19 protein-coding genes, 1 tRNA gene and 1 pseudogene are annotated in these 23,596 nt (G+C 45.4%); 11 read left to right on the plus strand and 10 right to left on the minus strand.

What is annotated here, in order from left to right:
- The first annotated feature begins 2 nt into the window (after positions 1 to 2).
- Complete coding sequence (locus Q365_RS26885; RefSeq protein ID WP_028023230.1) at positions 3 to 305, plus strand: hypothetical protein; 303 nt, start codon at positions 3 to 5, stop codon at positions 303 to 305.
- On the opposite strand, the pseudogene Q365_RS27375 reads toward Q365_RS26885, so the two are convergent.
- Positions 234 to 536: pseudogene (locus tag Q365_RS27375) on the minus strand (alpha-amylase family glycosyl hydrolase); the annotation flags it as partial. The gene Q365_RS26885 and the pseudogene Q365_RS27375 sit on opposite strands and share 72 nt — an antisense overlap.
- Before the next feature lie 560 nt (positions 537 to 1,096).
- Here Q365_RS27375 and Q365_RS26125 point away from each other — a divergent pair.
- The 3 genes from Q365_RS26125 (at position 1,097) to Q365_RS0110095 (ending at position 5,102) form a co-directional block, all read left to right on the plus strand.
- Positions 1,097 to 3,016 (plus strand): methyl-accepting chemotaxis protein, encoded by a 1,920-nt coding sequence (locus tag Q365_RS26125; protein WP_051563780.1) that lies wholly within the window; start codon positions 1,097 to 1,099, stop codon positions 3,014 to 3,016.
- A gap of 384 nt (positions 3,017 to 3,400) precedes the next feature.
- Positions 3,401 to 4,207 (plus strand): GIY-YIG nuclease family protein, encoded by an 807-nt coding sequence (locus Q365_RS0110090; protein ID WP_028023231.1) that lies wholly within the window; start codon positions 3,401 to 3,403, stop codon positions 4,205 to 4,207.
- Positions 4,208 to 4,637: 430 nt separating this feature from the next.
- Positions 4,638 to 5,102 (plus strand): hypothetical protein, encoded by a 465-nt coding sequence (locus Q365_RS0110095; protein ID WP_028023232.1) that lies wholly within the window; start codon positions 4,638 to 4,640, stop codon positions 5,100 to 5,102.
- 151 nt (positions 5,103 to 5,253) lie between these two features.
- On the opposite strand, the gene Q365_RS0110100 is transcribed toward Q365_RS0110095, so the two are convergent.
- The 3 genes from Q365_RS0110100 to Q365_RS0110110 form a co-directional block, all read right to left on the minus strand.
- Positions 5,254 to 5,613, minus strand: a complete 360-nt coding sequence (locus Q365_RS0110100) for a hypothetical protein (protein ID WP_028023233.1) — start codon at positions 5,611 to 5,613, stop codon at positions 5,254 to 5,256.
- Between the two features lie 407 nt (positions 5,614 to 6,020).
- Positions 6,021 to 7,412, minus strand: a complete 1,392-nt coding sequence (locus Q365_RS0110105) for an aldehyde dehydrogenase family protein (RefSeq protein WP_028023234.1) — start codon at positions 7,410 to 7,412, stop codon at positions 6,021 to 6,023.
- A gap of 18 nt (positions 7,413 to 7,430) precedes the next feature.
- A complete protein-coding gene (locus tag Q365_RS0110110; RefSeq protein ID WP_028023235.1) occupies positions 7,431 to 9,068 on the minus strand; it encodes an acetolactate synthase large subunit in 1,638 nt (545 codons plus the stop codon).
- A gap of 367 nt (positions 9,069 to 9,435) precedes the next feature.
- On the opposite strand from Q365_RS0110110, the gene Q365_RS0110120 reads away from it, so the two are divergent.
- Positions 9,436 to 9,526: transfer RNA gene (locus tag Q365_RS0110120), tRNA-Ser, on the plus strand.
- A 79-nt stretch (positions 9,527 to 9,605) separates the two neighbouring features.
- Here the strand turns inward: Q365_RS0110120 and Q365_RS0110125 are convergent.
- The 6 genes from Q365_RS0110125 to Q365_RS0110150 form a co-directional block, all read right to left on the minus strand.
- Complete coding sequence (locus Q365_RS0110125; RefSeq protein WP_028023236.1) at positions 9,606 to 9,965, minus strand: hypothetical protein; 360 nt, start codon at positions 9,963 to 9,965, stop codon at positions 9,606 to 9,608.
- Between the two features lie 66 nt (positions 9,966 to 10,031).
- Positions 10,032 to 10,550 carry a YgjV family protein gene (locus tag Q365_RS0110130; RefSeq protein WP_028023237.1) on the minus strand — a complete coding sequence of 173 codons (519 nt, stop codon included), beginning with the start codon at positions 10,548 to 10,550 and terminating at the stop codon, positions 10,032 to 10,034.
- A 68-nt stretch (positions 10,551 to 10,618) separates the two neighbouring features.
- The gene (locus tag Q365_RS0110135; protein ID WP_028023238.1) at positions 10,619 to 11,245 is read right to left on the minus strand and encodes a bifunctional 4-hydroxy-2-oxoglutarate aldolase/2-dehydro-3-deoxy-phosphogluconate aldolase; all 627 of its coding nucleotides are present in this window, start codon (positions 11,243 to 11,245) and stop codon (positions 10,619 to 10,621) included.
- Between the two features lie 9 nt (positions 11,246 to 11,254).
- On the minus strand, positions 11,255 to 12,217 hold the full coding sequence (locus Q365_RS0110140; protein ID WP_028023239.1) for a sugar kinase: 963 nt from the start codon (positions 12,215 to 12,217) through the stop codon (positions 11,255 to 11,257).
- A 3-nt stretch (positions 12,218 to 12,220) separates the two neighbouring features.
- A complete protein-coding gene (gene uxaC / locus Q365_RS0110145; RefSeq protein WP_028023240.1) occupies positions 12,221 to 13,633 on the minus strand; it encodes a glucuronate isomerase in 1,413 nt (470 codons plus the stop codon).
- Between the two features lie 12 nt (positions 13,634 to 13,645).
- On the minus strand, positions 13,646 to 15,109 hold the full coding sequence (locus Q365_RS0110150; RefSeq protein WP_028023241.1) for a fructuronate reductase: 1,464 nt from the start codon (positions 15,107 to 15,109) through the stop codon (positions 13,646 to 13,648).
- 686 nt (positions 15,110 to 15,795) lie between these two features.
- Between Q365_RS0110150 and uxuA the strand changes: the two genes are divergently transcribed.
- From uxuA to Q365_RS0110180, 6 genes are all read left to right on the plus strand, one after another.
- Positions 15,796 to 16,980 (plus strand): mannonate dehydratase, encoded by a 1,185-nt coding sequence (gene uxuA / locus Q365_RS0110155; RefSeq protein ID WP_028023242.1) that lies wholly within the window; start codon positions 15,796 to 15,798, stop codon positions 16,978 to 16,980.
- 78 nt (positions 16,981 to 17,058) lie between these two features.
- Positions 17,059 to 18,432 carry a glycoside-pentoside-hexuronide (GPH):cation symporter gene (locus Q365_RS25615; protein WP_051563781.1) on the plus strand — a complete coding sequence of 458 codons (1,374 nt, stop codon included), beginning with the start codon at positions 17,059 to 17,061 and terminating at the stop codon, positions 18,430 to 18,432.
- Between the two features lie 73 nt (positions 18,433 to 18,505).
- Positions 18,506 to 19,807: an OprD family outer membrane porin gene (locus Q365_RS0110165; protein WP_028023243.1), complete on the plus strand. Its 1,302-nt coding sequence runs from the start codon at positions 18,506 to 18,508 to the stop codon at positions 19,805 to 19,807.
- A gap of 142 nt (positions 19,808 to 19,949) precedes the next feature.
- Positions 19,950 to 21,776 (plus strand): beta-glucuronidase, encoded by a 1,827-nt coding sequence (gene uidA, locus Q365_RS0110170; protein WP_028023244.1) that lies wholly within the window; start codon positions 19,950 to 19,952, stop codon positions 21,774 to 21,776.
- A gap of 169 nt (positions 21,777 to 21,945) precedes the next feature.
- Complete coding sequence (locus Q365_RS0110175; protein WP_028023245.1) at positions 21,946 to 22,461, plus strand: YgjV family protein; 516 nt, start codon at positions 21,946 to 21,948, stop codon at positions 22,459 to 22,461.
- A gap of 226 nt (positions 22,462 to 22,687) precedes the next feature.
- The gene (locus tag Q365_RS0110180; RefSeq protein WP_028023246.1) at positions 22,688 to 23,452 is read left to right on the plus strand and encodes an FCD domain-containing protein; all 765 of its coding nucleotides are present in this window, start codon (positions 22,688 to 22,690) and stop codon (positions 23,450 to 23,452) included.
- Positions 23,453 to 23,596: the final 144 nt, after the last annotated feature.

Genomic DNA, 23,596 nt, shown 5'->3' on the forward strand with positions numbered 1-23,596 from the left:
GAATGAAAAAAAGTACAAGAATTAAAAATGGTAAAAATGGGACACACATACTTGGAAAAAACTCAAACAACCTCAAAGAGCGCTCTTTGATTCATGGCATTAAGGCAACATCGTCTGGATTTTTCACCATTGGAATAGAAATTTGGTCAATTTACAGAGGATTAGTAAAGATCAGATATGCGAAAGCCACCTGTACGGTGGGGATTAGACAATTGAAGGTAATTATCGTGGCGCTAGCTAGCAGGTATTCGAAATCCACTGAGTCGCTTTCGCCCGAGCAACGGCAAGGCGACCTTAATGGATGACTCTGTGCCAATCATGGCTCCTTTTTCTGCATGCTGGTAAGTGTCGAGCCATTCAGCTGAATCACACCCTAAACGATTGAGTATCTCAGGCACCTGACTATCAATATGACCGCGTTTATCTTCTCGGGTTTGACGCCCAGTTCAATCAACAAGCTCTAGGTAATCCATCAAACGAAAAGGAATACCGTCGGGCATCTCTTGTCGAGGATTTCCCGCAAAAGGAAATAGGCATGGCTCGGTGTTTTCATCCTCTTCGGTGTTCATAAGATTGCTGCGCTCGTTCATCGTAACCACACAGAAATGAACGACGAACACAGCGAGAAACACAGTGATAGTAGGGAGTAGCATCAATGCTGCATTTTCCCAATTATTGGCGTCTGCAAAATGCATAGAAGCTGTCGGTTTAGAGCGCAGAGAAAAGGCGCAATAAATAATCAGTCAACACACCATATCCTGGCAATAAATAAACTAATTGCGTTCAATTAATAACCAGCGCCCCTTATTAACCGCTTCGTAGAATACTAATCACGTACAATCCATAGCGCATACCCCACAGTTAAAAATCAACTTACCTCATTGAAAATTAAGAAGATAAAACCGTCTTGATTATGCACTATCTCAGCACCCAGCCGCATGTCTCTTTATATTTGTTCAAAACCCCATATTTATGTTGGCTAAATCACATTTTTGGGTTAAAAATAGCGGCTTTTTGAGTGAGTTGGCTGCATGAACGCAACAATTCCACAACACCACGGACGGTGGCTAAATTTTAAACACCCTATTTGAGGTTAATGAAAGTGCTTACCTTTCGATTAAAAGATATCGGCTTTCGCACGTCCGTCCTAATACCTAGCTTATTAATGGGCTTGGTAATCGCTTGTCTTTCTTGGTGGCTGTATAGCGATCAAAAAAATGATGAAGCAACCTATCAAAGCCAACGCGTCACCCGCGTTGATCATTTACAAATTGCTACCGATTTCGGTATCCATTTGTGGCAGGCACGCGTCGCATTGATAATGACATGGTCAAATCCTCGCGATCTTGATCGCGTTGCAAGCGCTGAGCGTATGATGGAAGTGCTACGCGAAGAGTCAAATGACTACAAACCACAAAGCGAATCTGGACAGCTATTGAAACAAACTGTACCGCTGTATATTGCTCAATCAAAAATCATGTTTGATTATTTTCGGACCGTTGATAAAGCAGTGAAGTATGGTGTTGTAGGCTCAGGCAATGTTTACCGCGAATACGCACTGCATATCTCAAACGGTGTCTATGACAGCCAATGGGAGAGGGAAGCACTAACCGCCGTAAACCATTTACAAGCAGCTTCGTTGTACTACAACGGTTTTGTAGCAGGCATGCGCATTAACTACCTCGAAAATGCGATTAACAATATTGATGCTGCCGTTACTATTCTTGCAAAAAATCCCTCTGATAGTGCTACCGCTAAGGCGTATGAAGCTGCAAAGCGCTACCAAAAAGCGATGGAAATGCTTGATAAGGATATCAATGCTTATCACAACGCCCACCGCTCCTCTATCGAGATTGGCGCCCAACTGAACAAAGCCCTAACTGAGTTGCAAAACCGATTGGGCGAGCAAGGATTCCACTTTGCTGATGAGCGTCTTCTTGATTCGAAAGAAAAAAACAATCTACTTATCACGCTGTTGATCGCTTCTTTGGTCCTTGCACTGGTGATTGCATTAATCGTCGTTCGAAGCATGAGTGCGCAATTGCAATTCCCATTGCTTGCAGCTCAAGCCATTGGTAATCGCGATCTCAGCCTGAGTTTTGTTGACGATGGACAAAATGAGTTTGGTGAGCTGTCGCGCTCGATTGATAGCATGCGATTAAACATCAAAGACGTACTAGGCAAAATCATTGAGTCTAGCGCGCAGTTGAGTTCATCCTCTGAAGAAGTAAGTGCTATCTCGGTGCAATCTTCTGCAAACATGCGCTCGCAACAAGAGCAACTGGATTCGCTTTCTGCAGCCATGGAAGAAATGCGCACGACATCAGCTGATATTGCTCAAAATGCGGAATCATCCGCTCACGCAACCAGCAGTGCAGCGAATAACGCGCAAGTTGGTGGCGAAGCTATCGATGAAACTGTCGTTGCTATCCGCTCTGTTGAACAAGAAATGACCATTACAACTGACAGCATCCGCCAGTTGGTTGACGAAAGCCAACGCATTGGTTCAATCGTTGATGTGATCAACGCAATTGCAGACCAAACCAACTTGCTCGCATTAAACGCCGCGATTGAAGCTGCACGTGCAGGTGAGCAAGGCCGTGGATTCGCCGTGGTTGCTGATGAAGTTCGCTCGCTAGCTACTCGTACGCAAGACTCTACCGGAGAGATCGGGAATATCATTAAGCGTCTGCAAGAACAAGCTGTTGCCGCTGAAATGACAATGACAGAAAGCGTAGCGAAGATGTCTAAAGGCGTCGAAGCGGTAAACCGCAGCGGCGATGTCATCCGCGAAATGAACCTATCCGTTAGCGAAATCTTTGACATGAGCAGCCAAATTGCAAGTGCAACAGAGCAGCAAACTGCTGTTTCTGAAGAGCTTGGTGGCAATGTTCTGCGCATTACGCAAGCTGCAAGTGAGGTTACCGAAGGTGCAGTTCAAACTACGCAAGCGTGTGAAGATCTGTCATCGTTGGCCAATCAGCTACATGTAATGACATCTCAGTTCAAACTGTAGATCTACCCAAGCGCAGTCGATTGTTGTAAGTAGCCACTAAGCAGCAATCCGCTGCTTGTATGCGGTATAAAGGCGCTAAGAACCTATTCTTAGCGCCTTTTATTTTTCTTGATGCACACGATGATTAAAAATACTCCCGTTTAACACGTCATTTACGTGCCTCTTGAAGTATCTGTCCCTGTTGTTCCTTCTCTCGATTTCCCAATAATGCGTGTCAATACACGCTTCTAAGCCTATACGTATTACTGGTATATTTGCTAATGTAATTAGTGGTTTAACTCTATAACTGATTTGTAGATGATGCCCTTGTCGTGGGAACCAGCACGAGGAGGAGTTGTGTTTTTTTGCTATATAAGTGTTAAGTAACTTAAAAAGGACTTTGTTATGTCAGGTAATTACTACGTATATGTTTACGTAGACCCAAGAAATTATGAAGAGTTCTATTTTGGCAAAGGAAAAGGTTCGCGCAAACATGAACACCTTTTTGATAAAAATGATTCGAAAAAAGTTAAGAGAATTAACGAGATAAAAAACACTGGTTTAAAGCCAATAATCAGAGTAATTGCGAAGGGTTTGACTGAATCAGAAGCCTTACTTGTAGAAAAAACACTTCTATGGAAACTTGGGAATCTAACTACTAATGTTGCCTCGGGGCATTTCAGTGATAAATTTCGACCTCATAATACTATGCACATGGAGCTGTCCGGCTTTGATTACAAGAATGGGATTTTTTATTACAATGTTGGGGAAGGAGAACATAGAACTTGGGAAGACTTTAGAAGATTTGGCTTTATTTCAGCAGGACAAGGTGTACGCTGGAAAGATTCACTAAAAGGTTTTCAAAAAGGCGACATTTTTTCGGCTTATCTTAAGTCCCATGGTTTCGTCGGTGTAGGACGTATCTCAGAAGTAGCAAGGCCAATTAGGGAAGTTTCAATTCAGGGTAAACCTCTTCTATCGTATGAATTATCCAGTCAAAACATGAGCGACAATATAGACTCAGATGATCTTTGTGAATATGTCTGTCTTGTTGAATGGTTGTCTTCTGTGGGTCGAGAAGATGCTAAATGGGTAAAAAAATCTGGTTTATATACGACGACACATGTTCGAGCTTCGCTGGATGGTCAGCCTGAAACCATAGAGTTCATAGAAAAAGAGTTTGACCTAGATATTCGAGCACTGACGAAATGAACCCAATCGATATGAGCCCTTCTCCGGTCAATAGGCAATAAAACGCTCTTGGCTGCGCTAGCAGCCAATGCTATCGAGCAACCGAGTCGTCTACTTTCCCATTAAGCACTTGCTTGCGGCAAACGCAAATAGTAGGTCTCTTATCGCGACCTCACTGTTGTCTACCAATCATGTAGCATGAATTATTCACATTGAAGCCGAATTGATTGTCTTCCAATTACCTTCATTTTGGCTCTATAGATAGAGGGTTGAGCACAAGTGGCTCTTAGGATGAGACTGTTTTTCTGAATGGTGAGACACTGTCTTTTTAGAGCGTCTTGTAGCCTTTAAATGGTCAAGGTAGCTAATTGCTTTATTGGATCTTGCTTTGCGATATCATTCTTATTAATGGATGTGGTGTGCGTGTTTCATTTTTTGGTACGGGAGTTTCATGGAAAATCTTACTGCAGAGTACTTCACGCTAATAGATATAATAGGTCAATATGATGGTTATTTAATGATGATTAAAGGTTGGTCTATTACTGTTGGAATTACGATTATTGGCTATGCTTTCCAGCAGGGAAATAAATCTATATTATTGATGTGTATAGTTAGTTCATTGTGCTTTTATTTAATGGATGCAAAGTTTAAGGAATATCAAGTTAGTTACTATCCAAGGATGAAGGCAATTGAGTATTGTGTGGATTCTCCATACCGTATTTCTGAAAGAGAGTTGAATATGCCGACTTCTTGCGAAATTTTTAAGATTGATCGCTCTTGGACAGAAACGAAAAGCAAAGGCAGTTTTGTGGACAATTTCGTCAACTTTGGCGTTGCGTTCCCACACTTTATCTTATTGTTATTGGCGATGTTTCTGTATTTCAATCCCCAATGGTTGGCTAAGAAAACCATCTAAAGATAGGTTAATATTTGACTCTGGGTCTTTCCTTGTATCGGATAGACCTCTCAAAAATTCAATTTATCCGAAACAGGTTCTTACACACTACCGAACACTGAATTTCCCCAAAAAGCACTACGACTTTGATGTGCTTTTGCTTTTGTGAAAATCACGCACTTTTCCCAAGCACAGTGACACCAATTCCTGCCAGTAGGAGTACACAGCCGAGTAGCTGTTGGGGAGTGGGTATGACCTTTTGGAAAAATAAGGTCAGTACAATACCGAATAAGGTAGAGAATCCCGCCGCCATGAGTACGAGAGAAACGTAGGGAAGTTTTTGTGCGCCGCTGCCGTAATAAACAGAGAAACCGACACTGCCGATATACATGAACGGAATGGCGACAAGACAAATCTTCGCTGCCGATATCAATAGGTTGGAAGTATCAAGGTAGCGGACACTCATCATGTTGACGAGTTGGATGCAAAGCGTAGCAACTGCGAGCGTGCCGCTAAGTTTGAGAATGTGCATGAAGTATTGCCTGTGCTTGTGTAAACGCAGACAGAAACGGTCTCCTGATGCACTGTCTGAAAGTGTAGGTAAGTCATATTACCCAAGGAGCGAGGATTCTATATGAGTGGTCATTTTTTATCCACGTTAATCGCGCAAGAAAATGTCGATAGATGATTTCGTCATGATGAGCGGTTCTGCAGAGCATCGCTGGGTTCGCTTAGCAACTTAGCGCTGCTTTCTCGTAAGAGATGAAACAACGCCATTCCGCTGCTATCTCCTCACCCCATTCGCTGTGCTAATGTCTCTGAGCCAATAGCACCGAGCCAATGTCACTGAGCCAATATCACTGGGGCAATGTCAAAAAAGCCCCAGTCGAAATGCTGAGGCTTTTTATTTTCTTTTGATTCATAAAGATAGATCAAGCATCAAAGGCTTGGGCTTTTGAATACCAGCATCTTGTCGCGAGTCATTTCGTGCATTGAGTATTGAATGCCGCCGAGACCAACGCCAGACGAATCTCTGCCGCCGAAAGGCATCCAATCTACGCGAAATGCGGTGTGGTCATTGACCATGACAGCTGTGGCGTTCAACTGTTGGGTGAGATTTAGCGCATCTTCTAAGTCATTGGTAAACACCGCCGCTTGGAATGCGAATGGCAACGAATTTGCCCGCTTAACCGCATCTTGCTTGTCGCCGTAGGAGTAGACACAAATGACGGGGCCAAAGATCTCCATTTGCGATACGCGCACGTTCTCAGGCGGGTTTAGCAAAACAGTTGGGGCGTAGCACGTATCTGAAATTCGCTTACCGCCGCTTAGCAGCTCTGCACCCGCTTCAATGGCTTCGTTCACCCAATCATCAACACGGTCAACTTCTCTAGGGAGAATAAGAGGGCCAATTTCTGTGTTTGGATTGAGCGGGTCACCGACGATCATCTGTTCGCCCGCAGCGGCAATTCTTATCGCCAGCTCCCGACAAAAAGATTGATGCGCATAAACGCGCTGAACCGATACACAGACTTGTCCCGCATGATAAAACCCGCCTTTGGCAAGGCTTGGCACGACTTCTTCAATGTTGGCACTGCTATCAACAATCACCGGGGCTGCGCCACCATGTTCCAGCGCACATCGCGTGCCGGGGGCGAGTTGTGAGCGAAGTGACCAACCGACTTTTGAAGAACCAATGAAAGAGAGGAAGTTAATGCGCGAGTCTGAAACTAGCTTCGTTGCCGCTTCATTTTCACACACGATGGCCTGACACCAGTCTTTCGGTAAGCCCGCTTCGTGCAGTATTTCTACTAGACGCAAGCAAGAAAGCGGGGTGGTCAGTGCGGGTTTAACGATAACTGGACAACCCACCGCAAGGGCAGGAATAACTTGGTGAACAATCAGGTTGAGTGGGTGATTGAACGCGCTAATCGAAGACACAACACCAATCGGCTCACGAATCGTAAACGCGAGTCGATTGACCGATGCCGCCGTTTGGCCCATCGGGATTTGTTCACCTTTGATTTGCGGAATATGTTCCACTGCCAGTTTCACACCATTGATGGCGCGAAGCACTTCCACTTTTGAATCTCCATACGGCTTTCCGCCTTCTTCGGCTGCTAAGCGAGTGAGGGATTCAACCTGCGACGACATGATTTCCACCACGCGTTCAAGAATGGCTATGCGTTCGTGTGGCGCGAGCCATGCGGTTCGATCTTCAAATAACGCGTGCGCGCGCGCAATCGCGGTTTCAACATCGCTCTCGGTTTGCATCGGAATGGAACGGATTAACCCCCCATCAAAGGGGCGATAAACATTAAGTTCAGCCATGTCAGTATTTCTCCGTTCTTACTTGATTGAGCGACTTTCTTTGATCAACACATTCAGTATTGAGTGATTAAGTGAATAGTCGACAGGCAGGTCAATGACATGCACGCCTTTACTGTCTAACGCGTGCTTAAGGATTGACTGAAACTCGTCATGGCTATCAGGACGATGCCCAATCGCGCCAAAGCTATTGGCGTATTTCACAAAGTCTGGGTTACCAAAATCGAGCCCATAATTGTCAAACTCCATGCCTTCTTGTTTCCACTTGATCATGCCGTAAGCGCTGTCATTCAGGATGATTACCACCATGTCGAGACCCATACGAACGGCTGTTTCGATTTCTTGCGAGTTCATCATGAAACCGCCATCACCGTTCACGGAAACGACCTTTTTGTCAGGGTAGAGTTGTTTCGCGACCATGGCGGAAGGCAAACCCGCACCCATAGTGGCGAGCGCGTTATCGAGCAATAACGTGTTGTTTGAGTGGCATTGGTAGTTACGAGCGAACCAAATTTTATAAACACCGTTATCCAGAGTGACAATGTCTTCATCATCCAATTGGTCACGTAGGATTTTAACGAGGCGCTGCGGCAGCATTGGGAAACGGCGATCTTCAAAATACTTGGTTGTACGTTCGTCGACGTTTTCTTTAACGCGACCAAAGTAACTCATGTCCTGTTCTATTTTGCCGACTTTTTCAGTTAATCGATTCACCGAAGAAGAAATGTCCCCAACCACATTGAGCTGCGGGAAGTAAACTTCATCAGTACGAGCAGCGAAGAAGTTCACATGAATGACTTTGGTGCCGCCTTTTTCCATAAAGAATGGCGGCTTCTCGATGACGTCGTGACCGACGTTAATGATGAGGTCGGCTTTTTCAATAGCGCAGTGAAGGAAGTCATGGCTGGAAAGGGCAGCAGTGCCAATGAAGCGTTCATGGCGCTCATCGATGACTCCTTTACCCATTTGGGTATTGAAGAAATAAATTCCGGTATCATCAATAAACTTCTGTAATGCTTGGCTTGCGCGTTTACGGTTTGCCCCTGCACCAATCAGCAATAACGGCATTTTGGCTTCTTTGATCATCTCTGCGGCTTGATCAAGGCAGAGTTCATTGGCATCAGGGCGACGGTGATGCACCACATCAAAGACAGACGCGCCAGATTTCTCATCGGCAATGTCTTCCGGTAATTCTAAATATCCAGCGCCCGGGCGTTCTTCTGCACACAGACGGAATGCTTCTCGCACCATGGCAGGCACGTTATTGCCATCAACAACCTGTTCGGAATACTTGGTGATAGGCTTCATAAGATTCACAACATCGACGATTTGAAAACGGCCTTGTTTACTTTTTCTGATTGGCTTTTGCCCGCCGAGCATCACCATTGGCATCGCGCCAAGTTGTGCATAGGCCGCACATGTCACAAAGTTTGTCGCACCAGGCCCAAGCGTGGATAAACAAACACCCGGTTTGCCGGTTAAGCGCCCATAGGTTGCCGCCATAAACCCAGCGCCTTGCTCATGTCGAGTGAGGACGAGTTTGATGTTTGAATCTTTCAGTGAGTTAAGAAAATCAAGATTCTCTTCACCGGGAATACCGTAGATATACTCGACACCTTCATTTTCAAGCGCTTTGACAAACAGATCGGATGTTTTCATGACATTTCTCTCGTATCTAATTTCGTTAGCGTTATAGCCTGACGCGCGTTTGAAGCCAGATAGCGGCTTCAAAAACAGCGATTCAATTCGAGACTGTTAAGATCAGGGTCTTACAGGAAACGGAATTGATTAACCTATCAATGGCGCAAGGCTTTTTTATCAGTGTAGTCACATAGTTGAGAAAGGGGTCAATAAGCTAAACGGCTAATGAGTCGAGCAACGTCGTATTTGATTCGCCAGAAGTATGAAATCACGCCAAAGTGGTGGAAAAAGAACGGTTTTGTTTAAAAAAGGCGCACTTGAACGCCGCATTCAAGAAAAGGGCTTTACAGTGTTCCCTTAGGCCATTAATATGCGCCGCAACAACGGAGAGATGGCTGAGTGGTTTAAAGCACCGGTCTTGAAAACCGGCGAGGGTTTATAGCCCTCCTAGGGTTCAAATCCCTATTTCTCCGCCAAATTAGAAAAGGCCGCTGCTCTTACGAAAGATGCAGCGGCCTTTTTGCATTCTAGCGATCTTAAAGCTATTTCATTTCCTTACTGACCCATGGTTCGCAAGGGCACAAAAAAGAGCTTATCTGCCGACATTTTTAAGTCATCTACGCGTTTTATGTGGGTAACAGCCCAAAGCAAGCAGCCCTGAGGCAAGTTAAGTAGCGCACGGGTTTGCGTGAATAGAATGCCGTCATCAAAAGCAGGCGTAATATTGGTTGCTTGTCCTTGCCACGCGGCGATTACGGCCTCCATGTCCACATCGGGTACAATCAAAGAAAGCAATTCTGGTTCGACGTCTTTAATGACTTCCAAACAGATTTTGCAACCATCTTCCTGTTGCTCTACCCAAAACTTGTGAGGGATTGATTGGTCATTCCAACTCAATGGTTTGATTTGTTCCATTTGTTGCTCCTAAACAGACGGCGATTCAGCGCAGCCTGATGATTAAGGGAAAGTGATGACGCGTGATTAGGAAACTTGGCTGGGGCTTTGAGTGTTTTGTTGCGACGAATACAACCGATAAATCGTCAAGATATTGGTGATGATAAAGGCGGATTCGACAATGGTTCCACCAATGGAACCTAGCCACAGGTTGTGCGCTAGCCAACATGAAGAGTTGAACAAGATGAGTGAGCGCAAAACGATGCCATTCAAGGTGAACAGCGCCCACGTCGCCACGGTTGACCCAACCACTGCCATCAATTCAAAAAAGTGGGAAATGTTGCTGACGGTCATCGCCCACATTAAAGCAATGAAAAACCACATGACGATGCGAGAGCGGGTTTTGGCAGAAGCAAAGCTGCGTACTCCGTTAATGGCGACACCCGTTGCCGCGACCACTGCGCCCATGAGCGCAAAGTGAACGCTCATGACGAGGCAAAATGCCATCATCTGATAGCGAAAGCGTAAGTCGTCTTTTTGCCAAAATGCAGAGATACCCACCAGACAGGCGACGCCACCAACCAACTGCGTGAACCACATTTCCATGTTGTTTCTCCATTTTTCCGCAAAAAAACGGCCCTGATATCTAGGGCCGTTTAATGCGCCGAATAGGTTCAGTTCACCAATGCCGCTGCTTCGCGGGTTAGGCGAGCCAGCTCATCCCAGTTGCCTTCTTCAATCAGCTTTTTATCAACCATCCACGTACCGCCGCAGGCTACGACGCGAGGAATAGCGAGGTAGTCATTCACGTTGGCTGGGTTAATGCCGCCGGTAGGCATCAGTTCTACGTTGGTGTAAGGCGCAAGCAGCGATTTCACCATGTTGATACCGCCTGAGGCTTCCGCAGGGAAGAACTTAAGTAAAGTGAGGCCCATTTCTAATGCCGCTTCCACGGTGCTTGGGTTGTTCACGCCAGGGAGGATATCGATGCCGATTTCTTGGCAAGCTTTAACGGTGTTTGGGTTAAAGCCAGGGGACACAATGAAGGTGGCTCCCGCTTCTTTTGCCGCGATGGCTTGTTCACGGTTCAACACAGTACCCGCGCCAATCAGCATGTCTGGTTGTGAAGCGCGAAGCAGACGAATGGCTTCGACAGCGGCGTCTGAACGGAAGGTGATTTCGGCAGCAGGTAAGCCATTTTCTGCTAACACTTTGCCCAAAGGAATAATGTCTTCAGCGTTGTCGATAGCGATAACAGGGATAACTTTCAGGGCTTTCAGTTGTTCTTTAATGCTAGGCATTGGTAATCCTTAAATGGGCTTGATAGCTAATTGAGTGAGTTCTTTCGCGATGATGGCGCCACGATGTTGAATGACGACACCCGCCATGGCGTTGCCGCGCTGGCACGCCGAAATAAGGTCGGTATCTGCTAGGTAGGCAGAAAGAAACCCACCATTAAATGAGTCGCCTGCAGAAGTTGTATCAACAACTTCTGCGACGGGATGAGTTGGTACGGCTCGTGGAGCCGAAGCCGCACCGGAATCTTGAATGAGGCAGCCCTCTGCACCCAATTTGACGATACATTTGCTGACGCCAAGCGCGGTAAGACGTTCGATGGTCTGTTCTGGCGATACATCTCCCCAAAGGAGCTGTTCATCATCAAACGTCACTAATGCAACATCGGTTAATGCGTACATCGATTGATAGTTGTCTTTGACGGTATGGTTGTCGTCTTGTGGCCATAACGCAGGGCGGAAGTTGCTATCGAAAGCAATCTCGACACCTTGGGCTTTGAGTTCGCCCAACAAATTCAGCAATGCAACGCGATCTTCGCTAGGTAAAATTGCCAGCGTAATGCCACTTAAAAACACCATATCAACGTCGACCAGCGCGCGCTTTATCGCGTCAAACGATGGGTGTTGAAGTAAGTAACGCGCTGCAGACTGGTTACGCCAGTACAAGAACGTGCGCTCACCTTGGTCGTCCAGCTGGATAAGGTAAAGGCCGGGCGTACGCGTGTTGTCTTGAAGCACCAATTCAGTAGAGATACCCTCTTGTTGCCAGCGTGTCAGCATGCCTTGGCTGATGGGATCTGTGCCTAACGCCGTGACATAAGAGACTTTGATGTCATCTGGGTTTGCATTGGCTTCGCTACCTCGGCGTAAATACACAGCCGCATTAAGCGTGTCGCCGCCGAAGGTTTGATGCATTGAACCGAACGGTTTTCCGTTCAGTTCAATCATACATTCACCAATAATGGCGATGTGTTTCATTGGTTAAGCCCTCTCTTCGAAATAGCGCTTTGCATTGCCAAAACAGATGTTTTCAATCATAGGGCCAAGCAATGACATGTCTTTTGGTGCTTCGCCGTTTTCGACCCAGCGACCCACCATGTCGCACAAAATACGACGGAAGTACTCGTGGCGTGTGTATGACAAGAAACTGCGTGAGTCTGTCAGCATGCCAACAAACTGGCTAAGAAGGCCAAGAGAAGACAGCTGTTCCATTTGACGTTGCATACCGTCTTTCTGGTCGTTGAACCACCAACCGGAACCAAATTGCACCTTGCCGGCGATGCCGCCACCTTGGAAGTTACCAATCATGGTCGCCATCATTTCGTTGTCACGAGGATTAAGGCAGTAAAGAATCGTGCGTGGCAATTCGTTGCTCTTATCGATGTCGTCCAGCAGGTGTGCCAACTCAAACGCGAAGGTTTTATCGCCAATGGAGTCAAAGCCCGCATCTGCACCTAAACGCTGGAACATGCGCGTGTTGTTGTTACGTTGTGCGCCGATATGAAGCTGCATCACCCAGCCCATTTTCGCGTAACGCTTGCCCAGCCAGACTTGAACCGCCGTTGAAAACTGTGCGCATTCCAGCTCGGTGAGTGTTTCCCCGCTCAAACGACGCGCCAACAGTGAATCTAAATCTGCATCACTTGGTATTGGGGCGTAACGAACCACCTCAATACCGTGATCGGCGGCGCGACAGCCATGTGCATCAAAATGCGCCAAACGCTTATCTAGCGCTGTCAGTAAATCATCGAAACGCTGAATGTTTACATCGGCAGCTTGACCCAGTGCTTGCATGTAATCCGCAAACACCTCTAATTCAATTTTGAACGCTTTATCTGGACGCCAACTCGGCAACACTTGAGCGTCAAATGCTGTATCCGCAGCAATCGCTTTGTGGTGTTCTAAGGAATCAATCGGGTCGTCGGTTGTACCTGCCATTACTACGTTCATCTGTTTCATGATGCCGCGAGCAGAGAACTCTGGGGTTGCTAACAACTCATTGCAGTGATGCCAGATTTGATCGGCAGTGTTTGGGCCAAACAGCGTACCGCTGATGCCAAATGGACGGCGCAGTTCCAAATGAGTCCAGTGATAGAGCGGGTTACCGACGGTTTGAGGGACGGTTTTCGCCCACGCCATAAATTTGTCTTTATCACTCGCATCACCAGTGATTAAACGCTCATCGATACCCGCAGAGCGCATACCACGCCACTTGTAATGATCGCCTTCAAGCCAGATTTTACTGATGTTTTCAAACTGACGGTCTTTTGCAACTTCCGCTGGATTTAGGTGGCAGTGGAAATCGTAAATTGGCTGGTGACTCGCGTGCTCATGATACAAGCGACGTGCGGTTTCGTTTGAGAGTAAAAAGTCATCACACAGGAAATTTTTCATCACCGATGCCTCTTACAATGCTGCGACGGTAGCGCGAGCGCCATGATCAATCAGAGATTGGTAAGCAGTGCTCACCGCGTCGACCACGTATGGGTTTTGTCCAAGCTCTGCGGGGAATATGGCGTCAACGCCAAGCAAAGCAGGGACGACGGAAGGCTTGTTACCATGTTGGTCACAGATCGCGCGCAAGCTTTCAGCCATTGGGTCGCGAACGTCAATTTCGTTACCTTGCTCATCCACGCCAGAGACATAGCGCATCCAACCGGCAATCGCGGTGGCTAGCCATGAGAATGAAGTGCCCTCTGAAAGATGGAACTGCAAACTGCCACCCATACGTTGTGGGATTTTCTGACTGCCATCCATCGCAATCTGCCAGGTTTTGTGCTTCAAGCTTGGGTTAGTAAAGCGGTCGATAAGCAGAGTCGCGTAGCCTTCTAAATCCGTACCTTCTGGCATCGACAAAGAGGGGGCTTGTGCTTGCATCATCATGTTGAATGCTGCGCTGCGGTATGCCTCATCCGTCATGGTGTCGGAGATATGCGCATAACCACCGAGGTAGCCCAAGTAGGCTAGGAATGAGTGACTACCATTAAGCATACGCAGTTTCATTTCTTCATATGGCACAACGTCGGCGACGAACTGTGCGCCCGCCATGTTCCAATTTGGTCGACCAGCAACAAAGTTGTCTTCAATTACCCACTGACGGAATGGTTCACACGCAATGGCACACGGGTCTTCGCATCCAAGCAACTCAGCGATTTCAGCCAGTGTTTCTTCTGTCGCGGCTGGAACGATGCGGTCAACCATGGTGCATGGGAACGTTACGTGAGTTTCAATCCAAGCTGCGAGTTCAGGGTCAAGCAATTGAGCGAATTCAAGAATGGCCGCCTTTGCGACGTGTCCGTTCTCTTGCACGTTATCGCAAGACATAACAGTGAATGGAGACAGGCCGCGATCACGGCGCAGTTTGAGCGCTTGAACAATGTAACCTAGTGCCGATTTTGGCTCAGTTGGGTTTGCAAGGTCAGCGACGACCAGTGGGTTGTTCTTGTCGAGTGTCCCTGTCGCAGGGTCCGCGCAGTAGCCCTTCTCTGTGATGGTCATAGAGACGATAGCGACTTGAGGCTCGGCCATCTTATCTAGAACCGCTTGAATGCCATCTAGGCTAGGGTGCAGTGACTCCGTCACTGAACCAATTAATTTCACCGTCGTTGATTCAGCGCCTTTTTCCGCCACGGTATAAAGGTGGTCTTGTGCGCGAAGCGATTGGATTAAGTCTTCACCGCCAAACAAATTGATTTCACAAATGCCCCAGTCACAACCTGTTCTGTTTAGCATTTCATTGGTAATTAACGCTTGGTGAGCACGATGAAACGCGCCAAACCCAAGGTGAACAATACGGCTCTTCAGTACAGATCGGTCGTAGTCGGGTAGCTGCACAAAGTCTTTGAGCATTGAGTTATAAACGGTTTTCATGATGGTGTCCTATATAACCGATCGGAGGATTGTTAGTGATTCTGCGACGCCATGTTGATGTGGTAGCTCTATTGGTAAACCAATGAAAAGGAGCGAGGTACATCAGTGTGGCAGCATGATTTTTGATTGAATCGCAGTATAAAACAGGGGGTTGAGACTGATAGTGAGAATGATCACAATTGTATTGGTTGACCAATAATCCGCGTATAACTGTGATTTTGGTCAATCAATTTAGGTTGGTTGGCAATTTGAGTGGTTAACAACTGGGAGTTCGTGTTCGGTGTTGATTCACCCTGAACCGAGAAAACAAGACAAGCAATGTGAAAAACTTGTTATTTAAAAGCTATTTACCGTTAATTATCTGATGCGTAAACGGTTTGGGGCTGGCTGTGGCAATAAAGCCTACTACCGCTAAGAATCTAGAGCTCTCATCCATTCACTCGCCGTTTCCCTACTTCAAATACCTTCATTTTCACGTCGATGTAATTGAAAAACCTCTCTTAATCTCAGATATTCATCACAAAATGAATGTTGGCAAACCAAAATTAAATTTTATTGCAGGTTTGGTCAACCAATTGATCATTCACAATTGCCTCGAGTCGATTGATTGATTAAAAACATTCCCATGTTGTCGATTTCAACAAACAAACGCTCCTAAAACGAAAAATAAAGAAATAGAGGATTTTATGGAACAAACGTGGCGATGGTATGGGGACTCCGACCCAGTAGGCTTATCTGATATCAAACAAGCGGGCGCGACGGGCATTGTTACGGCGCTTCATCATATCCCTAACGGTCAGGTCTGGCCGGTGGAGGAAATACTGAAACGCAAAGAAACCATCGAAAGCATGGGCATGACTTGGTCTGTTGTTGAAAGCATCCCGGTGCATGAAGAAATTAAAACCCGCTCCGGTAACTACAACGAATGGATTGAGAATTACAAGCAAAGCATTATCAATCTAGCGGAGTGTGGCATAGACACTGTGTGCTACAACTTCATGCCCGTATTAGATTGGACACGAACCGATCTTGAGTTCGAAATGAGTGACGGTTCTAAAGCTCTCCGCTTTGACCACATCGCTTTTGCCTCTTTTGAACTCTTTATATTGAAACGCCCTGGTGCAGAAAAAGAATATAGCGAAGAAGAGATCGCACAAGCTCACCATTACTTTAACGCAATGTCTGAAGCGGATTTAAACAAGCTTACTTCTAATATCATCGCCGGATTGCCAGGGGCGGAAGAAGGCTACACGCTAGAAGATTTCCAATCCCAACTTGATCGCTACAAAGACATTACCAAAGACATTTTGCGTGAAAATATGGCTGCTTTCTTACGAGAGTTAGTGCCGGTTTGTGAGCAATATGGACTAAAACTGGCAGTACACCCAGACGATCCACCGCGTCCGATTTTGGGCCTACCGCGAATTGTATCAACCATTGAGGATATCGACTGGTTGACCGAAGCCGTGCCAAGCATGATGAACGGCATCACCATGTGTACCGGTTCTTACGGTGTTCGCGGCGATAATGATTTAGTGAATATGATCAATAAACATGGCGACCGTATTTACTTCACCCACCTGCGTTCAACACAACGTGAAGAAAACCAATCCAGTTTTCATGAAGCGGCTCACCTAGAAGGTGACGTCGATATGTATGAGGTTGTTAAAGCACTTATTACTCAGGAAGAAAAACGTATTGCCAAAGGTGATATGCGCTCCATTCCAATGAGACCGGATCATGGACATCAAATGATTGATGACCTGAAGAAAAAAACCAACCCAGGCTATTCCTGTATCGGTCGACTAAAAGGACTCGCAGAAGTCCGCGGCTTAGAACTAGGGATTAAACGCGCCTTTTTTAATAAATGAAAAGTAATAAAAATTAATGATTAGGGTGGCTAAATGTCTTAGTCACCCAGCCAAATTCAATAACATGGAATAATAAAAATGAAAATGTTAACTCTACGAAATAAAGTGGGGTACATGTTTGGTGACATAGGTAACAATATGTCATTTGCCATGTCATCCACATTCTTACTCGCGTTTTATGTTGATGTTATTGGTATATCTGCCGCAGCAGTAGGTACCTTGTTTCTATTAGCTAGGATTTGGGACGGAATCAACGACCCAATGATGGGGACAATCGCAGAGCTGAGGTACGCTAAATTAAATAATCCTTCAGCGGATAAATTTAGACCATTTATCAAGTGGGGGTCGTTTACTTTAGCGGCTTCAGCAATACTAATGTTTATTGTTCCAGACTCATTATCTGATGGGCAAAAATTAGCGTGGGTTTATCTAACATATATTACATGGGGTATGTGTTATACGATCTGTAACATCAGTTATGGTTCTCTAGCCAGTTCAATGACGCAAGATGCAGCGGAACAAGCCAGCTTATCAACATTCAGAACGCTAGGTGCGATTGTTGGTTCAACCATGGTTAAGTTTGTGGTTCCTATCATGCTGACTCTGTTTGCTGATGATATCGGTAAAGGCTATTTATTTGCGATGGCGGTACTTGGTTTATTTGGTATTACCTGCCACATGATTGCTGTTTTCAATACTAAAGAAAACATCAAACCAGAACCAGCGCCTATGACGCCATTCACTCAGCAAATTAAATCTCTTGCTTCGAATCGTCCTTTAATTGCTGTGAGTCTAGCCGGACTTTGCTGCCTAACTGCGCTTTACGGTGTCGGTGCGACTCTTATCTTTTGGATTAAGAGCAACATGGACAATGCACTCGAAATCTTAGCGTACACGGGCATTATCGACCTTGGCGCAATGATTGTAATTCTGCTTGTTACGCCGAAATTAACTGCTCGTTTTGGTGTGCGTAACATCATTATGATGTGCTCCGTGATGACAGTGTTGCTATGCGTGGTGGGTTACTTCTACGTTGAAACCCCAATGCAATATCTCGCTTTCTACACATCAGAAAAACTGTTCAGTATGTTTACTGTTGCGATTATGTGGTGTCTGGTTTCTGACTGTATCGAATACAACCAATATAAGTGTGGTAAGCGTGAAGCTGGTGTTATTTACGCGTCTTACTCCCTGTCTCGTAAAGTTGCTGGCGCGTTAGCGGGTGCTCTAGCTGGTGTGGGTATTGGCGTTATTGGCTATGACCCGTCGCTTGCCACTCAGACCATGGAAACACAAAACGGCTTGCACGCGATGATCTTCCTACTACCTGCCATCGCATCCGTTGCAATGTTCTTAATCTTCAAATTTATGTGGAATATCACTCCTGAAAAACGTGAACAAATGGTTTTACACAACCAAGCAATGATGAAGCTTGGTGCTGACGCAAAATAATAAAAAACGTAACTCAAATGAAGTTGTTACTTATAAATATTCAAAACCATAACGTGAAACAGAAAGGTATTTTATGAAGAGCAAGAAATTCAATGTAGGGCTTTTAGTATCTGCTATTGCATTGGCGCTATCTGGTGGAGCGATGGCATCAGAAAGTCAATCAGGAGCCACTTCTGATGAACTAGAGCAAGATTTACGTGTTCGTTTACGCAATGAATTACGTATGGCAGATCGCCCAAGTGCTTGTGGCAGTGATCCTGATGCTCAAGATTGTAAGTACGGAAACGTAGAAGCTTGGGTTCAAGGTGTCATGGTTGACTATGAAACATCTAACCTCAGTAGCTGGTTTGATGTGGAAGCTTACTCATACTCTATCCACAAACTGATGAATGTCGCAGACGACGCCACGTCACGTGCTTACCTAGACGCAAACGATGAATCATTCAGTTTATTGGGAGGTTCGGTCAACCTTAAGCCCGTCGACGGACTAGAAATTAAGTTAGGCCGTTGGGGAACGGATTACGCGTATGGTTCGATGGATCATGTCGTGCCATTGTTGGAATACTCATCCGTTCGCACCATGCCATCAATGAAAGAGGGCGGGTTAGTTCATTACGAAGCAACCGATACGCTGGATTTTTATGGCGCTGTTACAACAAAAACGGCTGGCGGCTTTGATACTGCCTGGAAAGATGACGCAATCAACGGGAAACATACACCACGTTACCATGCAGGTGTCGTGTATGACGCACCGATGTACGCCGCATCATTTGGTGCTCGTTACCAAGAAGACGACGCTTATCAATTACAAACCAACTTAGATTATGCATTTGTTACAGATAGCAAATTATATGTGAAATTCGACGGTCGTATTTTCTATGGTCAAACCATCGGTTACACAAAAGAAAACCAATTAAATGATGTAGAAAGTACCTATGTTGCATCGACGCAAGTAACCGTTGCTAAAGGCCAGGTTTTTGGTGTGGCAAGTTTTGGTCAAGTTGGTGACAAAGTTACTGGTTCTTCAATCGATACCGATATTGTATTTCCGTTCGACATGTCTATCGCACGTAATGGACATAATACGACATCTTGGCAAGTTGGAGGCGGTTACAACTTTAACGAAAATTGGTCGACTGGATTATTTATCGTTAAGACAGATGGTGATTTAGATTCATACGAAACAACTGTTGTAGATGGTATTGGAGCGAATGTGACAATTTCCCATAAATTTACGTCTGGTCAACTAAAAGGTTTGAAATCGTCACTAGTTCTTAACAAGGCCGAAGAAGATCAAACGGGCGAAAAAGCAGGTCAACTTGATTACTACGATATTAAGTTTGCTGCGCAATATGATTTCAATTTCTTTCAGTAGTTTCAATCTGACACTTGTTTGAATGCTTTTTAATCATTAATTAATTCAATTAATTGTTTTATTAATAAAGGTGATTTCGGTCACTGACCAAAATTTAAAATAAGCTATTTTAATTAAAAATTATTAAATCAAAGGAATAAAAATGTCTGTATTCATGTACCCACTAGATAACGAAAAACGCCGTGTAATTTCACTTGATGGTATTTGGAAGTTTAAATTTGACACCCAAGGTGTTGGTCGCAATGAGAACTGGAAAGATGGTTTGACTGATACCATTGAAATGGTTGTTCCAAGCTCATACAACGACGTTTTCACCGAAGCGGCTAAACGAGATTTCTGTGGTGATGTTTGGTACCAAACAGACTTTTATATTCCTTCAGAATTTCAAGCATTGGATACATTGATTCGATTTGGCTCAGCAACACACCGCGCTACAGTTTTCGTGAACGGCGTTGAGCTTGTGTCACACGAAGGTGGTTTTACACCTTTCGCGGGCAACTTAAACGACGTCGCTAAGTTTGGACAGAAAAACACCGTTGTTGTTGTCGTTAACAACGAACTGTCTAAAGTCACAATCCCTGTCGGCTCTGTGAAAACGCATGACAATGGCGTTAAAGAATGTACACCTGCATTCGACTTCTTTAACTACGCCGGTATCCATTCTTCAGTACGCCTAGTGGCGGTACCTAAAACGCGTGTGAATGACATTACTGTTGTGACAGATTTCGAAGGCACAACGGGTAAGGTTGAATATACGATTGAATCAGCACTGAATGCTGGTCAGGAAATCCGCGTATCACTGCTTAATGCAGAAGGTGAAGTTGTTGCTTCCGCTAACGGTCATCAAGGGTCGCTGACTATTGATAACGTAATTCTTTGGCAACCACGCAAAGGTTACTTGTACGACCTAGTCGCGACGATTGTTGAGGGTGAAGAGCTTGTCGACATCTACACACTACCTGTTGGTGTTCGCACGGTGAAAGTTGAAGGAACTAAGTTCCTAATTAACAACGAACCTTTTTACTTCAAAGGTTTTGGTCACCACATCGATGCACATACCATCGGCCGCGGTCACAGCGACATTATGAACCTGCGTGATCTTGAATGTTTAGATTGGATCCACGCTAACTCACTGCGTACCTCACATTACCCTTACCCAGAAGAGTTCATGCAACTTGCTGACCGCCGCGGTTTGGTGATCATTGATGAAGTTTCACACGTAGGTGCGTGGAACATGACTGACGTATCTCAAGCTGGTGCTGGTGGTACGATTGACGTTCCAGTTAAACACTTTGACCGTGAAGATGTTCAAACCGAAGGCATGGTGAACCACAAAGACGCGATCACTAAGCTAATCGCACGTGATAAGAACCACCCTTGTGTTGTGATGTGGTCTCTATCAAATGAACCAGATTCTTCTCAAGAGTCGTCTGAAGCTTACTTCAAAGAAATCTTTGCGTTTGCTCGTGATGGCCTAGATGCGCAAGACCGCCCAATGACAATGGTTAACTTCATGCTAGCAGCTTATGGCAACTGTAAAGCGTCTCAGTTTGCTGATGTAGTCTGTCTAAACCGTTACTACGGTTGGTATGTCACTAACGGTGCAGACCTGCCAAATGCAGGTGACCAATTCGCAAAAGAACTTGCAGGTTGGGCGACCGAAGGCAAACCAATCATTATCACTGAATTTGGTGCTGATACCGTTTCTGGCTTCCACGCACTACCATCAACTATGTTCACCGAAGAGTACTACAACGAGTACTTGGACCAGAATTTTGCGGCATTCGATAGCTGTGACGCTGTTGTGGGTGAACACTGCTGGAACATGCATGACTTCAACACTGGCCAAGGCATTATTCGTGTTAACGGCAATAAGAAGGGGGCATTTACGCGTGACCGTCAACCTAAGATGGCCGCACACCACTTGCGTGCACGTTGGGGTGCAGTGAAAGACTTCAACCAAAAATAATTAAGCGATACGAATACAAAGAGCGGTCATATGGCCGCTCTTTTTGTATGGAACGTCGAACAACTTCGCCTCCTGCTTCTCGTCTGTCGCTTTTTGGGTTCGAGAAAAATATCAACTGGCTAAATGGTATCTGCGTTTAACCTCCCTTTTTTTTATTTGGAAATCTAACGTGAACGAAATTTTTTCATTACCTCAAATTCTCGGTTACTTCGCGCTATTGACTGCGATTATTGGGATGGTGCAAACCAATGACATTAAGTTGAAGGCTTGGATGACCTTCGGTTATGCGTTGTTGGCGTCACACTACCTCATGTTAAATTCAGTGGTCACTGCATGTACGCTCATTGTCGGGGTTGTTAGAAATCTGGTTTCTATCCGTTACAGCTCTTTGTGGGTGGCGTTGATATTCGCAGCCATTTATTCAATTGTGGGCATTTCAGTCATGTCAAAGTCCGTTGATTTACTTCCCGTCATTGGCGCAGTTATTAATACCATGGCAATTGTTACCCTCAAGGGAATTAAAATGCGCCTCGTATTGATCTTTTCGTGTTTTTTCGGCATTTCAAATGCGGTAATCATCGGTTCAATCGGAGGTATTGCCATCGAATCCATGCTGTTGTTTTTGGGAGTGATGACCATCTATCGAATGATTAAATCTGAGCGTCTAACATCATCACCTAGCTAAGGGCAGGATAGCCTCTTCTGTTAGTGCTTAAAATGTCCAACGTTGATGATTCGATGGATGCGTTGAATGAATTGGTTGAAAGTGAACGGCGATGAGGTAGTGATTGTTGAGATGTAAATCCATTTAAAAACAGTGTGTTATTTACTTGCTGTTATTTAGGTTGACCAATTTCCATTGGTCGCTATGATGGGGAAGGAAAGCTAGCGGATAAAGAAATAGCATCGTTATGAAATCCTTTGAACCCAAAAGACCTTATCAAGAGATAGGGCTCATACTAAGAAATGAACTGAGTGACGGTACCTATCAGGTTGGCGATAGGTTACCCCCTGAGCGTGATATTGCAGAACGTCTCGATGTTAGCCGTACTGTTGTGCGTGAGGCCATCATCATGCTGGAGCTAGAGAACTTAGTTGAAGTTAAAAAAGGCTCTGGCGTATATATCCTGAATATACCTAGTGTGTCGACCTCGCGTGATAATGACGTTAGCGATGAAGCTGGCCCGTTTGAAATGCTGCAAGCTCGTCAATTGCTGGAAAGTAATATTGCGGAGTTTGCGGCGACTCAAGTCACGCCAGGCGACATTGTAAAGATGCGCTCTGCACTCGAATTAGAGCGCCGCGAATTGTCTAGCGGTACGACCGGATACAGTGGAGATGAAGACTTCCACATGTCGATAGCCGCAGCAACGCAAAACTCAGTGCTTGTAGATATGCTGAAACAGTCATGGGATAGACGTGAACAAAGCCCTATGTGGAAAAAACTGCACTCACGTATTTCGACCCAAGATTACCGCGGGGAATGGTTAGATGACCATGCTCGCATCCTCGCAGCAATGCAGAGAAAAGATCCCATCGCCGCTAAAAGCGCGATGTGGCAGCACCTAGAGAATGTAAAACAGCGACTGATCGAGCTGTCTGATATTGATGATCCTAACTTTGATGGCTATCTGTTTAGTTCTAACCCTGTTGTGATCATGGGTTGCGACCAATAGAACTAGCGATTTAGAGATGGTGTTTGAATGATAAAAAAGCCGCGGAATCATCATAAGATGTTCCGCGGCTTTTTGGTTTCTGACCGTTCGCCACTGAATTTATGTTGGCTTGTTTCAGTTTCTCTTCCTCTTCCCACTTTTATT

The sequence above is a fragment of the Enterovibrio calviensis DSM 14347 genome (assembly GCF_000621165.1).
Lineage (GTDB): Bacteria > Pseudomonadota > Gammaproteobacteria > Enterobacterales > Vibrionaceae > Enterovibrio > Enterovibrio calviensis.